This window comes from Arenibacter amylolyticus (genome assembly GCF_002150785.1).
Taxonomy (GTDB): Bacteria; Bacteroidota; Bacteroidia; order Flavobacteriales; family Flavobacteriaceae; genus Arenibacter; species Arenibacter amylolyticus.
The window spans coordinates 78,117-94,597 of the sequence record NZ_MTAZ01000016.1 but is presented as its reverse complement, the minus strand read 5'-3'; the positions used below and the strand labels follow the sequence as shown (position 1 = coordinate 94,597).

Below are 16,481 nucleotides of genomic sequence, written 5' to 3'. Positions count from 1 at the left end.
TCTCGGCAAATGCAAATCGTTGCATTTTTCGATCGGTCCTAGATCAAATCTAAAAATCGGTCTAAAAACTCCGCGCTTTTTAAAAATAAAAAGCTGAATCTCGGTCCCGATGCTTCGGGATTTAAACCTATTCTGCGGATAAGGAAAGCCTCACAAGTGGATCTACCAAAAGTTTTCGGCCTACTTTCTCCTTTGGTAGCAAATCAAGGGTTTTTCGCATCGGCTCAAGGAAGGCGTCCGGCAGCCCATGTTCACCTTAGTGAAAGCGGCCTGGACGCTGCGGCGGTGGAAAACCAGTAGATTTCAAGAAAGGAGAAATAAGCCTAGATTTTTCCCGCCCGTACCGAAACGTACGTTCGGGCGGGTTGAATACTTTTTTATTCATGGCTTGCATATTGTTTTTTAATGGAATTCATGAATGCTGCGCATTTCAGCGATGGAAAAAAGTATTGAAAGGCCTGTTAAAAGGTGGATTGTTGCTATTGTGCATAACTTATAATTTTAACTACACACAACTTTTGAGCTTGATCCCAGTTTAGTTTAAGTGGAATTGTGAATAGGTTTTTCACTTATTGTTGCAAATGTGAAACTTTATACTAAATTTGCACCCGGAATTACGGTAATGGTCCATGGTGTAATTGGCAACACAGCTGGTTTTGGTCCAGTCGTTCTAGGTTCGAGTCCTAGTGGACCAACGACAAAACCCCCTAATCTCATTGAGACTAGGGGGTTTTTCTTTTTGTAAAAGTGCGACATTAGCATTGGTAAATCAAAGGATTAAATTATATTGAGACGCGGATCAATACCTTCTCTAAGAATAGGGATGAAATAATTTAATTAGGAACGCCATAGGTGTAATCTAAATTAAGTTTTGCTGCTACCAAGTCCAATAAAAAATGAATCCATGATTATAGACGTCCATACCCATATCAACAATTATCATGAAGACAGGGTTGTTTCCCTGGAGACCAGCCTCAATCTACTAACGGAAAATATGTTGGAGAATAAGATAGATTATTCTTTGGTGCTCTCGTCGTACAAGGTGAACGAACACAGGCCAAGTACCAGACAGGTAGTAGAGGCAATTAAAGGACGTAGGAACTTAGGGGTTGTTTCCGGGATCAGTTACTTGCATTACAACCACTGGGATATTCGTGAGATTGGAGAATATCTGGAGCAGGGGCACATAAAAGGCTTAAAGTTTTATCCTGGTTATGAGCCGTTTTACCCTAGCGATACCAGGCTTAGGGTAATGTACGAAATGGCGATGGAGTACGATGTGCCTGTTATGTTCCATTCTGGCGATACCTATGCTCCCACGGGAAGAGTAAAGTATTCCCATCCCCTGCATCTGGATGATCTTGCGGTAGATTACCCGGAGCTTAAAATAGTGATCTGCCATATTGGGAATCCTTGGATCAGGGACTGTATGGAGGTGGTGTATAAGAATGAAAATGTATATGCCGATATTTCCGGACTGGTTTTGGGCGATTTCACGGAAAAGTTTGAGCGTTATATGAAAAGGGAGGTGGAAGAGATGATTACCTATGCCGGGGATCCCAACTATCTGTTATACGGAACGGATTGGCCAATATGTAATATGAAGTCTTATTTAAAGTTTATGGATCAGTTGGAGTTGGCAGATGATAAAAAGGAGTTGATTTATTGGAAAAATGCTGCCCGGCTTTTTAAAATAGATGTGGACGATATAAGGTAAATGTTGCTATGGCGCCTTGGATGAATTTAGATGCAACTAGCTATTTGGGTGTAACCTATCATTAGGTAGGTGATCGGTTAAAGCGGTAGGGTGATGTTTATGATTAGGTAGTTAGCAGTCATTTTAACGAAATTTCTTATAGATAATTAATTGTTTTTCTGTTTTTAGCAGAATTATTTCGCAATTGGTTCTTTTGGGGCCGAACAGAACAAACTAATAGTATGAGCATTCCGATGATTAAATCAATATTCCCAAAATTTATTTTGCAGGCAGTGATCCTGTTAGGGTTAGTTTCCTGTAGTTCCGTAGAACGGGAAGAAAGGGAGGGGGCAGTGCTTTCCATTGTCCCGCAACCAAATAATATACGGGTCTTTGAAGGCTCCTTTGGTTTAAGTGCCGAAACCTACCTGGTTTTTACCTCGGAGGAGCAGCATAGGGTGGTAGATTGGTTTGCGAGGGAAGTGCAGAAAGTATATGGGTTTACGCCTAAGGTGGGTGGTGTTGTTAAAGGAAAGAATAAAATAGTTCTGAAGCAACAAGAAGAGCTGGCTCCGGAAGCATATAGCTTGGTAGTTGGCCGGGATGGGATAACTATTGGCGCGTCATCCGAAGCAGGTTATTTCTACGGATTTCAAACCCTGCTGCAGTTAGCCCCTGTGGTAGATGGAGAATTGGGATCTTCCTTTGTGGAGATAGATTGGGTTTCTATAACAGATGAGCCTAGATTTAAATGGAGGGGAGCTATGCTGGATATTTCCAGGCATTTTTTTGGTCCTGAACATATAAAGCGGTTAATAGATCAGATGGCGGCTCAAAAGATGAATCGTTTGCACCTGCACCTCACCGATGATACGGGTTGGAGGATTGAGATTAAGGAATATCCCAACTTGCACGAACTTGGGGCGCGTGGCGATAGAACAAATCCTGAAGGGCCTGCAATGTATCTTTCGGAGGAAGATGCCCGTGAGATTGCTGCCTATGCTAATGAAAGGCATATTGTAATTGTGCCCGAGGTAGACGTTCCTGGTCATTCTGGGGCTATAGAGCGTGCCTATCCAGCATTTAGTGGTGGAAACAATACCTTAAATATAGCTAATGAGGAGGCGGTTGAGATGATACAGTTGGTAATGAAGCGAGTGGCTTCCCTTTTTAATACTCCCTATGTTCATTTTGGTGGGGATGAAGTTAGGCAGCACAATTGGGAGGGTAGGCCAGACATGGCTGCTAAGATGAAAGAGTTGGGGTTAAAGAATCAGCGCGAGTTTGAGGGGTGGTTCGATCGTAACATGGCCAATTTCCTTGTGGAATCTGGATTAGAGCCGATAGCCTGGGATGAGGCATCCGAATTGGAGGTGAATAAGAAAACCATCTTGCAATGGTGGCGTGGAGAGTACCCAGATATACTTTACAATGCTGCAGAGAAAGGGTATCAAGTGATTCTGTCGCCGGTAGATTACCTCTACCTAGACTATGCTAGTGATCTTAACGAGGCGGGCGCTATTTGGGAAGGCCTGCACAATGGAGCTAATTCTATGGAGGCTATTTACCATTGGAATCCAATTCCCGAGACTTTTACGGATTCTATGGCTGCCCAAGTTTTGGGGATGGAAGCCGGAATTTGGACCGAGTTTATTTCCGATCCTAAGCGGTTGGAGTATATGACCTACCCTAGGCTTGCCGCTGTGGCAGAAAAAGCTTGGACCTATGAGGAGAATTTGGATTGGGAGCTGTTTCAGCAACGGCTGGAGAAGCAGTATAAGCGGTATGAGCGTGCAGGGATCAACTATAGGAATCCTCATCTAAACATGGAGGAACGCAAAGAAAAGCAGCCCGAAGCCTATGATGGCCCCGTGTCAAAGAAAGATTAGCAGGTTATGGTAGATAAGGGAGGTCTAACTGGTGATTTAAACCTGGAGGAAGGTTTTTAGATAAGCTATCTATTAAGAAGGTAGGTGGTTTGTCCACTTAAATTCAGGGGAATTGCCCTTATGGTGATCAAGCTCAATATACGGGTATCTTTTTTAGAATAAATGATTTAGGTTGTTGCGGAATCTAAAAAAATTGTATATTTGCAGAGCTGAAAGAATATTTTGTATTCATGAGGGGACAAATTGTCCCCTCTTTTGTTACCAATATTTTGGCGAAGCGGTTTTTTTGCCGCTTTTAATAAGTTTTAAGCAGTCTCCATATTGCGGCGGATATTCCCAGAAGTGTATAGCCCAATAAGGGGAAACGCTATCGCTAAGAGAGAAAATATGTTGAAGGAAAAAGTAACTACACTTTTAGAGACGGCCTTAAAGGAAAATGAATCACTTTTTTTGTTGGATTTTTCAATAGGTACTGATAATAAGATAAAGATCACCTTAGATGGTGATCACGGAGTAACGCTACAAGATTGTATAAACGTTAGCAGGGCCATAGAACACAACCTAGATAGGGAAGAGGAAGACTTTTCCTTGGAAGTGGCATCGGCCGGTGCAGCTTCGCCCATAAAAATTCCCAGACAGTTTAAAAAGAATATTGGAAGGAAGTTGGAGGTGAAGACCCTGGAAGAGGAATTGGAGGGGAAGTTGACGGAAGCCACGGAAGACAGTATTACCTTGGAGTGGAAGCAGAGAGAGCCCAAACCCGTGGGGAAAGGGAAAATTACCGTTCAGAAAAAGCGAGAAATTGCACTTTCTGATATAAAAGAAGCTAAAGTTGTATTAAAATTCTAATTGTAGGTCAAAATGGAAAATATTGCGCTAATCGAATCTTTCTCGGAATTTAAGGACGATAAATTCATAGACAGGGTAACGCTAATGGCGATTTTGGAAGATGTGTTTAGAAATGCATTAAAGAAAAAATTTGGTTCTGATGATAATTTTGATATTATTATAAATCCAGATAAAGGGGATTTGGAAATATGGAGAAATAGAACCGTAGTTCCAGATGGTGAGGTAGAAGATCCTAATGAGGAGATTTCCTTGTCTGAAGCCCGTAAGATTGAACCCGATTTTGAGGTAGGGGAGGATGTGTCCGAAGAAGTGAAGTTGATTGACTTGGGGAGAAGGGCTATTTTGGCGCTAAGACAGAACCTTATTTCCAAAATTCATGAGCACGATAATACAACGATCTACAAGCAATTTAAAGAATTGGAAGGCGAGATCTACACTGCCGAGGTGCATCATATACGTCATAAGGCGATTATACTCTTGGATGACGAAGGAAATGAGATTATCTTGCCAAAAGATAAGCAGATCCCGTCGGACTTCTTTAGAAAAGGAGATAACGTAAGGGGTATTATCGAAAGTGTAGAGCTTAAAGGTAATAAGCCAACAATTATAATGTCTAGAACTTCTCCCTTGTTTTTGGAGCAGTTGTTCTTCCAGGAAATTCCTGAAGTATACGATGGTTTAATCACCATAAAGAAAGCAGTTAGGATTCCTGGTGAAAAGGCGAAGGTTGCGGTAGATTCCTATGATGATCGTATAGACCCGGTAGGGGCTTGCGTTGGAATGAAAGGATCTAGAATTCATGGAATTGTACGAGAACTGGGTAATGAAAATATAGATGTTATCAATTGGACTGCTAACCCACAGCTATTGGTTACAAGGGCGTTGAGTCCGGCTAGGGTTTCCACAGTGAAATTGAACGACGAGAAAATGACCGCTCAAGTATATCTAAGGCCAGAAGAAGTTTCCAAGGCCATTGGTAGAGGAGGTCACAATATTAGATTGGCCGGGCAATTAACCGGTTATGAGATAGATGTGTTCCGTGAAGGAGTGGAGGAAGATGTAGAGCTTACCGAATTCTCCGATGAGATTGAGGCTTGGGTGATAGAGGAATTCAAGAGAATTGGGATGGATACTGCTAGAAGTGTATTGGAGCAGGAAGTTGGGGATTTGATTAAAAGGACCGATTTAGAAGAGGAGACAATTTTGGAAGTTGTCCGTATTCTAAAAGAGGAATTAGAAGATTAAACTATATATTAGCAATAATTTACAAGAATAGGAATTATTTATTTATGGCAGAGAATGCAACTATAAGGCTTAATAAAGTCCTAAGAGAACTTAATATTTCATTGGACCGTGCGGTAGATTATCTCGGTTCCAAGGGGCATAATATTGATGCTAGGCCTACTACCAAGATATCCAACGAGGTATATCAAGTTCTATTGGATGAATTCCAAACGGATATGAGCAAGAAAGTTGCGTCCAAAGAAGTTGGGGAAGAGAAGCGAAAGGAGAAAGAGGCCTTGCGATTGCAATTGGAAAAAGAGCAAGAGGAGAAGAGGCTCGCTAGGGAGAAAAGAGCGGAAAGAGAAAGTGTGATCAAGGCCAAGGGGGAACTTCCTGGTTTAAAGACCGTAGGGAAGATCAACTTGGACGATGGTGCAAAAGTAGCTGAAGAACCAAAGGAGAAGACGCAAGAAGTCCCTGAGAAACCAACAGGGAAGGCGCCGGAGGTGGCAGCAGAAACACCGGCAAAGGAAGCCGATGAAAAAGTGGTGGAAAAACCTGTAAGTCAGGAGAAGCCAGAGGAGAAAGTAGAAGCTCCTAAGCAGGAAAAAGCTCCTGTGAAGATGGAAGCTCCTAAAAAGGAGGCTCCTAAGAAGGAGGAAGCAGCCAAAAAGGTAGATGCTCCTGCTAAAAAGGAAGCGCCTGCTGCTAAAGCTGAGAAGCCCAAGAAGGAGGAGGCCGAAAAGCCAGAGACACCTGCTGCTGAAGCGGAGGCTGCGCCAGAGAGTGAAGTGATCCAAACGCAATATCAAAAACTTTCGGGTCCCAAAATTATGGGGGATAAAATTGACCTTTCCCAATTTGAAAGGCCTAAGAAAAAGAGGGAGCCAGCTAAAACTGGTGATGCCTCCGATAAGAGAAAGAGACGTAAAAGAATTGTCGCTAAACCAGGTACCGATGCTAAGCGTCCACCAGCTGCTAGAGGTAAAGGTGGTCAGGCAGGTAGAAGAGGTCCAGGACAGCGATTTGCAGCTGCCAAGGTAGAGCCTACCGAGGAAGATGTGCAAAAACAAGTGCGGGAGACCTTGGAGAAATTACAAGGGAAATCCAGAAAAGGGAGAACCGCTGCCCGTTATAGAAGGGATAAGAGAGATCAGCACCGTCAACAAACGGAAAAAGATCTGGAGCAGCAAGAATTGGAAAGCAAAACTATTAAGGTTACCGAGTTTGTAACCGCTAGTGAGATGGCTACCATGATGAATGTTCCTACTACAAAAATTATATCTGCTTGTATGTCCCTAGGAATCATGGTGACCATGAACCAGCGACTAGATGCAGAGACCTTGTCCATTGTTGCAGACGAATTTGGGTATGAAGTAGAGTTTGTAACTGCCGATCTGGAGGAGAGCATCGTAGAAGAAGTAGATGCACCGGAAGATTTGGAGCCAAGAGCGCCTATCGTTACGGTAATGGGGCACGTAGACCACGGAAAAACTTCCTTGCTAGATTATATTAGAAAGGAAAATGTGATTGCCGGTGAAAGCGGAGGGATAACCCAGCACATCGGAGCCTACGGGGTGACCTTAGAAAATAAACAGAAAATATCCTTCTTGGATACACCTGGTCACGAAGCCTTTACGGCGATGCGTGCACGTGGGGCCCAGATTACGGATATCGCTATTATTGTGATTGCTGCGGATGATGATATTATGCCACAGACCAAAGAGGCTATTAGTCACGCCCAAGCAGCCGGAGTACCTATTGTATTTGCAATAAACAAGGTGGATAAGCCAACGGCTAATCCAGAAAAAATTAAGGACGGACTTGCCCAGATGAACCTACTGGTAGAAGATTGGGGAGGGAAAATTCAATCCCAGGACATTTCTGCTAAGACAGGTGCGGGTGTCAAGGAATTGCTAGAGAAGGTATTGTTGGAGGCAGAGCTCTTAGAGCTTACTGCTAATCCAAACAGACTGGCATCTGGAGCCGTAGTTGAGGCATTCTTGGACAAAGGAAGGGGATATGTATCCACTGTTCTCGTTCAGACCGGTACTCTTAGGATTGGTGATTACGTACTTGCAGGAACCTGTAGCGGTAAGGTTAAAGCCATGCAAGATGAGCGTGGTAAGTTGGTGCAGGAGGCAGGTCCTTCAAGGCCAATTTCAATCCTCGGATTGGATGGAGCGCCACAAGCAGGTGATAAATTTACTGTATTGGAGGATGAGCGGGAAGCAAAACAAATTGCTGCCAAGCGTTCCCAGTTGCAAAGAGAGCAGTCTGTAAGAACTCAGCGTCATATTACCTTGGATGAGATTGGAAGACGTATCGCACTAGGAGAATTTAAAGAACTTAATATTATCCTTAAAGGGGATGTGGATGGTTCAGTGGAAGCATTGACAGATTCTTTCCAGAAGTTGTCTACAGATGAGATTCAAGTGAATATCATTTATAAGGCAGTTGGTGCTATTACGGAATCGGATGTCCTATTGGCCTCCGCTTCGGATGCAGTAATTATCGGATTTAACGTTAGACCGATGGGTAATGCAAGAATGTTGGCAGATAAGGAAGAGATCGATATTAGGATGTACTCCATTATCTATGATGCTATAGATGATCTTAAGGATGCGATGGAAGGTATGCTTTCTCCAGAAATGAAGGAAGAGATTACCGGTACCGCTGAAATTAGAGAGATCTTTAAGGTGTCTAAAGTGGGAACCATTGCAGGTTGTATGGTGACCAACGGTAAGATCTTTAGAAACTCTAATATTAGATTAATTAGGGATGGGGTAGTTATCTATACTGGGGAACTGGCCTCTCTTAAGAGATTTAAGGACGATGTTAGAGAAGTTTCTAAGGGGTACGACTGTGGATTGCAGATTAAAAACTACAACGATATCCAGGAATTGGATATAGTAGAAGCTTTCCAAGAAGTAGCCGTTAAGAAGAAGTTGAAGTAGATTTAATTGTTTATAATTTAAAAGCCCCGACTCCTGAGTATTCAGGAAGTTCGGGGCTTTTTTTGTTGGTGTCAATTCCGTTAAGCTCTTTTTTAGAGTCTGTGTTTAGCTAAGGACACAGCGTTCACAAAGGTTAAATGAAGTGTGCGGACCTTCTTTTTGCTGATTTTTATAGTGGTGTTTTGGGTTGGATTTCCTTTTTAATAGGGCGAGTCTTAACTTTTACTATTATGCCTGATGTCATTTTGATCGCTTTTTTTATAGAATGATTGTAGAAGGATGGTTCCTTCGGCTTTTTCTTGACAAGTTGTTGGAGTGTTTTTTCTCTTTCCAGCTCGGAATCCCTTGCGGGTTTTACATTTGTGGCTTCTTGTAGGTGTCTTGCATTTGGTTGGGAAGAACTTCCCTAATTATTTGGTTTTTGGATGTGATGTAGCCCTACTTAGTTGAAGTGGGTGTAGGGTGTTAGGTCTTGGGGTTTTCTCCTTCTGCTATTCTAGGGGTTGGCTGTAGGGCTTAAGGAGGTGTAATCTAAGGTTCTTTAAAGGGTGCTTTTATTTGATATAGTTAGGGGGGGAGCTGTTTTCTATATCTGCCGTTATAGTGTCTCCCGTATGACTAATTTTTGATTTATAGTATGATATTCGTTAGTTGGTGTTGGCTAGTCAGGTAATTGGAGGTGGAAGACAACGGAGAGGGGGTGTAGGGTTTTTGTAAAGTGTGTTTAATTGGGGGCGTGCATGGGTTCAGTCATGTTGGTCTTTAAGCTTTTTTTATTAATACCCGATGATATTAGGTGGTAGTGGCCTGTGTTTGCCGCCTTCCTCTAAGTGAAGGGTTGCGTTGTTGCTTAGTCTTGTGGTAGGGGAATTCAATTAGCTTGCTTATAATCGGTTTCCTATTGTTTTCGTTTATAGGAAGGGTAGAAGGGGGAGGAGTGTAAGTGGGTGTTGGGGTTTTCTACCTACAAGGTCTAAGGAGGTTTGTGGTATGGGGATAAAAAAAACGACCTAGTAGGTCGTTTTTTCTGGTTTCAAGAGCATTGCGCTTGGGTATTTTTTTCTTACTTCTATAAGTTTCCGCTCCCCTTCTAGCTGTGTCCTAAATTTCCCGATGCGTACTCGGTAGCTGGGTGATTCAAAATCGATGGAAGTGGGCCAATCTGGAAAATCTACATCTACCTTGGCCTTTAAGTTTTGAGCTTCTTGATGTGAGCCAAATCCTACCTGAATGCGATAGTAATTTGTGCTTTTGTTCACATTTTTATAAAGATCCAAAAGCTGTGAGATCTTGCTGTCTTGCTGAATATCTACATGGCCTTGTTGGGCCGAGCAGAAAAGGACGGAAAAGAGCATAATCGTAAATATATAGGTCTTTTTCATGGGTGTGAGTATTTCAAATTTATTGTTCTGCAAAGGTAATTTATTAAGAATCAATCAAAAGATTTTATTATTATTTAGAATGGGTATAAATTAGCTGTTATGGTGGCTTTAACATTCCTCAAATAAAGTGTAATGTGTATTTTTGCTTCCAAATTGAGCAAGGGTTAGAAACTCCAGATTTTATTGGTGTAAATACCGTGCCAAACTTTCGATAGAAATATTTTTTAATATGAAAAAGGTTCCATACCGCAATCTAATTTCTAAGGTTTTAGGTGTCAGTCTGATCGGTTTAATGCTGATTTCAAATTCACTTGTTGCGCAAGATGCCGCCGAGGTTACTACGGGTCAAGGCGATCCAGCCAAGGGTAGGCAATTGTTTAATCAGGATTGTGCGGCGTGTCACTCCTTGACAAGGAAAATGACGGGTCCGCCTTTGGCAGGGGTCGGTGAGAAATACGAAAGGGATTGGTTGTATAAGTGGATTAGGAATAGTTCGGCTTTGATCAATTCTGGAGATCCAGATGCAATTAAGATTTATAACGAGTACAATCAGGCGATGATGACGCCGTTCCCTATGTACTCCGATCAAGATATCGATGATATTCTTGCGTATACGGATGCTCCTCCGGCAGAGCCAAAAGCGGCTGCAGGTGGTGCAGCGGCTCCCGCTGCATCTGGGGGTGCTGGTTCCGGAATTTCCAATGAGTTGGTGTTAGGGGCGCTGATCGCTATCCTGGGTCTGTTGATAATTATGCTGCTTTTGGTGAATACTACCTTAAGGAGAATTGCGGAGGCAAGTGGAGTGTCTTTGGAGAAAGAGAAAGAGGAGAAGGGAATGCCTATTTGGAAGGCGTTTGCTAAGAATCAATTTCTTGTGCTCGTGTTTACCATCTTTATGTTGCTTACCGGGGCTTATTTTGCTTATGGTTGGATGATGCAAGTAGGGGTAGATAAAGGGTATGCGCCCATACAGCCCATTCATTATTCACATAAAATTCACGCTGGCGATAATGAGATAGAGTGTAAGTACTGTCACTCTTCCGCTAGGGTTTCTAAAAACGCGGGGATTCCTTCTTTGAATCTCTGTATGAATTGTCACGAAAATATTAATGAGTATACCGGGCGTCCAGAAGGGCCTAGTCAGGAAGATTTGGCGATGGGGTATACCAATGAATTTTATACCGGAGAGATTAAGAAGTTGTACAAGGCTGTAGGTTGGGACGAAGATGAGCGTCGCTACACCGGGGAGACTCAACCAGTAGAATGGGTGAGGGTTCACAATCTTCCAGACTTCGCTTACTTTAACCACTCGCAGCACGTTTCCGTGGCTGGGATAGAGTGTCAGACTTGTCACGGTCCGGTAGAAGAAATGGAGATTATGGAGCAGTATGCTCCCTTGACGATGGGATGGTGTATTGATTGTCACAGGCAGACCGATGTTAAGGTGGAGGGTAATGCGTATTACGAGAAGATTCACGCGGAGCTTTCCGAGAAGTATGGGGTTGAAAAGCTTACTGCTGCCCAAATGGGTGGATTGGAATGTGCTAAGTGCCACTATTAAGCAAACTATTTACAAGATAATTTCAGATATATCAATATGTCATCAAATAAGAAATATTGGAAAAGTGAGGCGGAGTTAAATCCGAATGATTCCATTGTTGAGTCGCTAAGGCAGAATGAGTTTGTCCAAGAGATCCCTGTGGATGAATTCCTAGGAGATAAGGATACTTTGGCTTCCACGTCTACCAATAGGAGGGATTTTCTAAAATATGTTGGGTTTAGTACCGCTGCCGCTTCGTTGGCTGCGTGTGAAGGTCCAGTGATTAAGTCCATTCCCTATGTGGTAAAGCCGGATAATATTATACCGGGGGTTGCCAATTATTATGCGACTACGATTGCGGATGGATACGACTTTGCAAGTGTTTTGGTTAAAACACGAGAGGGGCGTCCCATCAAGATAGAAAATAATGTGGATGCAAAGGTGGGTGGTTCTGCCAATGCACGTGTGCATGCATCTGTTTTAACGATGTATGACAGTACTCGTTTGCAGGGGCCATACTTTAATGGGGAGCCTGTAGAATGGAGTAGTGTGGATGCCGCGGTGAAATCCAAGTTGAATTCCTTAAAAGGTACTTCTAAAAAGATTGCCCTTTTAACCCAGACGTACGCAAGTCCGTCTACGGATAGGTTAATTGCAGAATTTAAAGAGGCATATGGTAATGTAGATCATGTGACCTATGATGCTATTTCGGAAGATGCTGCCTTAACTGCGTTTGAGGCTAAGTATGGGGAAAGAGCATTGGCTGATTATGATTTTGAAAAAGCGGAGCTCATTGTTTCATTTGCTGCAGATTTCCTTGGTGATTGGCAAGGGGGTGGTTATGATAGTGGGTATTCTAAAGGGCGTATTCCTAAAAATGGGAAGATGTCTAGGCATGTGCAGTTCGAGGCAAATATGTCTCTGTCCGGTGCAAATGCCGATAAAAGGGTTCCTTTAACTCCTGCACAGCAGAAAGTAGCCTTAGCTTATTTTTATGGTAAGTTGAGTGGTTCTTCTGTTAGGGCTGGTAATTTGCCCGAAAGCGCAAAAGCTGCTTTGGATTCCGTTGCGGCTCAAGTGTTGAAAAATAAAGAGAACGCGGTAGTGGTTTCCGGGATAGATGACGTGAATGCCCAAGCCGTTGTTTTAGAGATAAATGAATTTTTGGGTAGTAAGGCTTTTGATGCTACTGCTCCCAAATATGTAAGACAAGGTAATAAGGCTGCTCTTAAATCTTTATTGGCAGATATGAAAGCCGGTAGGGTTGGAGCCTTATTGATGGATGGAGTGAATCCTGCCTATACACTGCCAAATGCTGCCGAGTTTGTAGAGGCGTTGCAAGGGGTGGATCTTACGTTGGCCTTTTCTCAGAATATGACAGATACTACGGAAGCAGTACAATATGTAGGTGCTTCTAATCACTATTTGGAGTCTTGGGGAGATGCGCAGTTTAAAAAAGGATATTACAGTTTAATGCAGCCCACCATTAAGCAGTTGTTCGATACTAGACAGTTTCAAACAGCTTTGTTGAAATGGATGGACAAAGAGGAGTCTTATTATGATTATATAAGGCAAACTTGGAATCAGGGTGTGTTAAATGGAGGCGACTGGAATCAGGCCTTGCACGATGGAGTTTATGCGATAGAGAATGCTGCCTCTGTAGAAGGGGTGGCTACTGATACCTCGGTAGAAGCGGTTTCTATTTCTTCTGCATTGGCTAGTTTGTCTGCTGCTACAGCAGAGGGTATGGAGCTTGTGCTCTATCCAAAAACCGGAATGGGAGACGGACAGCAAGCGGGTAACCCTTGGTTGCAAGAATTTCCAGATCCATTGACAAGGGTTTCTTGGGATAACTATGTAACCGTTTCTAAAGCGGATGCTGCCGAGCTAGGATTGGTTAATGACCATTCTTCCGATGGTGGTTTAAACGGTAGTTATGTAACCTTAACTGTAGATGGGGTAGACCTACATAATGTGCCTGTAATCATACAGCCTGGTCAAGCACCTGGATCTGTTGGTTTGGCCTTCGGTTATGGAAAAGAGGTAGGTATGAAGAGTGAAATGCAAACGGGGGTAAATGCATACCGTTTGTATAAGGATCTTAACGCTACTCAAAATGTTAGTTTAGAAAAAACCTCTGGAAAGCATCAATTTGCATGTGTTCAGTTGCATAGAACGTTGATGGGTAGAGGGGATATTATAAAGGAAACTACCTTAGAGATCTTTAATACCAAAGATGTTAAGGAGTGGAATGCTGGTCCTGTGGTTTCTTTAGATCACAAGGAAGTTCCTGCTACTAGTGTGGATCTTTGGGATAGTTTTGATCGTTCTATAGGGCATCACTTCAACTTATCCATCGATTTAAATGCCTGTACAGGTTGTGGGGCTTGTGTTATTGCATGTCACGCAGAAAATAACGTGCCTGTAGTAGGTAAATCAGAGGTGAGGAAGTCTAGGGATATGCACTGGTTGCGTATCGATAGGTATTACTCTTCAGAGGAGACCTTCGCCGATGATATAGCGAAGAAAGAAGGATTTAGTGGACTGTTTGGGGATAATGGCTCTTTAGGAGGTTTTGGTCAGTTGGAAGATCCAGCTGCGAATCCGCAAGTTGTTTTCCAGCCTGTAATGTGTCAGCATTGTAACCACGCTCCCTGTGAGACTGTTTGTCCTGTTGCGGCAACTTCACATGGTCGTCAAGGACAAAACCAGATGGCCTACAATAGGTGTGTGGGTACTAGGTACTGTGCAAACAACTGTCCATATAAAGTGAGAAGATTTAACTGGTTCTTGTACAGTGATAACGATGAGTTTGATTATCACATGAACAATGATTTGGGTAAAATGGTGATTAACCCAGACGTGACTGTAAGGTCTAGAGGGGTGATGGAAAAATGTTCTATGTGTATCCAAAAGACACAGAAAACTATTTTAGACGCCAAACGTGATGGTCGTACCGTGAAGGATGGGGAATTCCAAACTGCTTGTTCGTCTGCTTGTAGCAACGGAGCAATGGTCTTTGGGGATGTGAATGATAAAGAGAGTGAGGTTGCCCAGCTGAAGGAGAGTGATCGTATGTACCACTTATTAGAGTACATAGGAACTAGACCTAATGTATTCTACCACGTGAAAGTTAGAAATACGGAAGAAGCTTAATCAAATTAATAAAAGGAACGTAACTATATATTAAATTATGGCGTCGCATTACGAAGCACCTATACGAAAACCCTTAGTACTTGGAGACAAGAGTTACCACGACGTAACCGTGGATATCGCTGCTCCAATTGAAGGAAAGGCCAATAAGAGTTGGTGGATTGCATTCTCCATTGCCTTGGCGGCATTTATCTGGGGGGTAGGATGTATAATTTACACGATATCTACTGGTATCGGTACCTGGGGATTAAATAAGACAATAGGCTGGGCCTGGGATATTACCAACTTTGTTTGGTGGGTAGGTATCGGGCATGCCGGTACTCTTATTTCTGCAGTACTCTTGTTATTTAGACAGAAATGGAGAATGGCTATTAACCGTTCTGCGGAAGCAATGACCATTTTCTCTGTAATGCAGGCGGGTCTATTCCCGTTAATTCACATGGGTCGTCCTTGGTTGGCATATTGGGTTTTACCTATACCTAACCAATTTGGATCATTATGGGTAAACTTTAACTCGCCCTTATTATGGGACGTGTTCGCAATATCTACCTACTTGTCCGTTTCCTTGGTATTCTGGTGGACAGGTTTATTGCCAGATTTTGCGATGATCAGAGACCGAGCGGTAAAGCCTTTCCAAAAGAAAATCTATAGCTTGTTAAGTTTTGGTTGGTCTGGGCGTGCAAAGGACTGGCAGCGTTTCGAGGAAGTGCACTTGGTATTGGCCGGTTTGGCAACTCCCTTAGTACTTTCTGTACATACCATTGTATCGTTTGACTTTGCTACTTCTATTGTACCAGGATGGCATACCACCATTTTCCCTCCATACTTCGTTGCTGGAGCAATTTTCTCCGGTTTCGCAATGGTGAACACCTTGTTGATCATCATGAGAAAAGTAAGTGCGTTGGAAGACTATATTACCGTACAACATATAGAGTTGATGAACATCGTTATAATGTTGACCGGTTCTATTGTAGGTTGTGCTTATATTACTGAGTTGTTTATTGCATGGTATTCCGGAGTGGAATACGAGCAGTACGCATTCCTTAACAGGGCTACCGGACCTTACTGGTGGGCGTATTGGGCAATGATGACCTGTAACGTGTTCTCTCCACAGTTTATGTGGTTCAAGAAATTGAGGACTAGTATTATGTTCTCCTTCTTTATCTCCATTGTGGTGAACATAGGGATGTGGTTCGAGAGATTCGTAATTATCGCTACTTCCTTGCATAGGGACTATATGCCTTCTGCTTGGACAATGTTCTCTCCTACCTATGTAGATATAGGTACCTTTATAGGAACCATTGGATTCTTCTTTGTATTGTTTTTGCTTTACGCTAGAACATTCCCTGTAATTGCACAGGCAGAGGTGAAGACCATTATGAAATCTTCAGGTGAGAAGTATAAAAAACTAAGGGATGCCGGGAAGCCCTTGTATCAGATTTCTACTGCTAGGCCGGTAATCATAGAGAAAGGACCCATAACGGATGATGTATTGATGGGTGAAGAGGTGCCGTTGAAGGACGATAAAGTTGGGTTGGCCGAATTATTGGACGCGCTGGGTACTTTTGATCCAACGAAACAAGAGGCAGATAACCTTCAGCAAATTAAAGGGATTGGGCCTCAAATGGAAGCAACTCTTAACCAAATCGGGATATTTACATTCGAACAAGTAGCACGTATGACCGTTAAGGAATACGAATTATTAGATGCTATTACCGAATCATTCCCAGGTAGGGCACAAAGAGACGATTGGGCAGGACAAGCAAGGATTTTAAACAATAAGAAATAATT

9 protein-coding genes and 1 tRNA gene are annotated in these 16,481 nt (G+C 42.8%); 9 read left to right on the top strand and 1 reads right to left on the bottom strand.

Going from position 1 to position 16,481, the window contains the following annotated elements:
• Window positions 1-623 precede the first annotated feature (623 nt).
• The 6 genes from BV214_RS08355 to infB all read left to right on the top strand — a co-directional run bounded on the left by BV214_RS08355 (window position 624) and on the right by infB (window position 8,615).
• Window positions 624-695, top strand: a tRNA-Gln gene (locus BV214_RS08355).
• Between the two features lie 209 nt (window positions 696-904).
• The gene (locus tag BV214_RS08350; protein WP_086477047.1) at window positions 905-1,717 is read left to right on the top strand and encodes an amidohydrolase family protein; all 813 of its coding nucleotides are present in this window, start codon (window positions 905-907) and stop codon (window positions 1,715-1,717) included.
• A 233-nt stretch (window positions 1,718-1,950) separates the two neighbouring features.
• Entirely contained in the window at window positions 1,951-3,585 is a 1,635-nt protein-coding gene (locus BV214_RS08345; RefSeq protein WP_176328483.1) for a beta-N-acetylhexosaminidase, read from the top strand.
• A gap of 387 nt (window positions 3,586-3,972) precedes the next feature.
• Window positions 3,973-4,434: a ribosome assembly cofactor RimP gene (gene rimP, locus BV214_RS08340; RefSeq protein ID WP_086477054.1), complete on the top strand. Its 462-nt coding sequence runs from the start codon at window positions 3,973-3,975 to the stop codon at window positions 4,432-4,434.
• A gap of 12 nt (window positions 4,435-4,446) precedes the next feature.
• On the top strand, window positions 4,447-5,679 hold the full coding sequence (gene nusA / locus BV214_RS08335; protein ID WP_086477045.1) for a transcription termination factor NusA: 1,233 nt from the start codon (window positions 4,447-4,449) through the stop codon (window positions 5,677-5,679).
• Window positions 5,680-5,723: 44 nt separating this feature from the next.
• The gene (gene infB, locus BV214_RS08330) at window positions 5,724-8,615 is read left to right on the top strand and encodes a translation initiation factor IF-2 (protein ID WP_086477044.1); all 2,892 of its coding nucleotides are present in this window, start codon (window positions 5,724-5,726) and stop codon (window positions 8,613-8,615) included.
• A gap of 1,010 nt (window positions 8,616-9,625) precedes the next feature.
• Here the strand turns inward: infB and BV214_RS08325 are convergent.
• A complete protein-coding gene (locus tag BV214_RS08325) occupies window positions 9,626-9,997 on the bottom strand; it encodes an SPOR domain-containing protein (RefSeq protein WP_086477043.1) in 372 nt (123 codons plus the stop codon).
• Between the two features lie 229 nt (window positions 9,998-10,226).
• Here BV214_RS08325 and BV214_RS08320 point away from each other — a divergent pair, with 229 nt between their 5' ends.
• The 3 genes from BV214_RS08320 to nrfD are packed head-to-tail and all read left to right on the top strand — an operon-like array spanning window position 10,227 to window position 16,479.
• On the top strand, window positions 10,227-11,558 hold the full coding sequence (locus tag BV214_RS08320) for a c-type cytochrome (protein WP_086477042.1): 1,332 nt from the start codon (window positions 10,227-10,229) through the stop codon (window positions 11,556-11,558).
• Window positions 11,559-11,594: 36 nt separating this feature from the next.
• A complete protein-coding gene (locus tag BV214_RS08315; RefSeq protein WP_086477041.1) occupies window positions 11,595-14,693 on the top strand; it encodes a TAT-variant-translocated molybdopterin oxidoreductase in 3,099 nt (1,032 codons plus the stop codon).
• A 37-nt stretch (window positions 14,694-14,730) separates the two neighbouring features.
• Entirely contained in the window at window positions 14,731-16,479 is a 1,749-nt protein-coding gene (nrfD, locus tag BV214_RS08310; RefSeq protein WP_086477040.1) for an NrfD/PsrC family molybdoenzyme membrane anchor subunit, read from the top strand.
• Window positions 16,480-16,481: the final 2 nt, after the last annotated feature.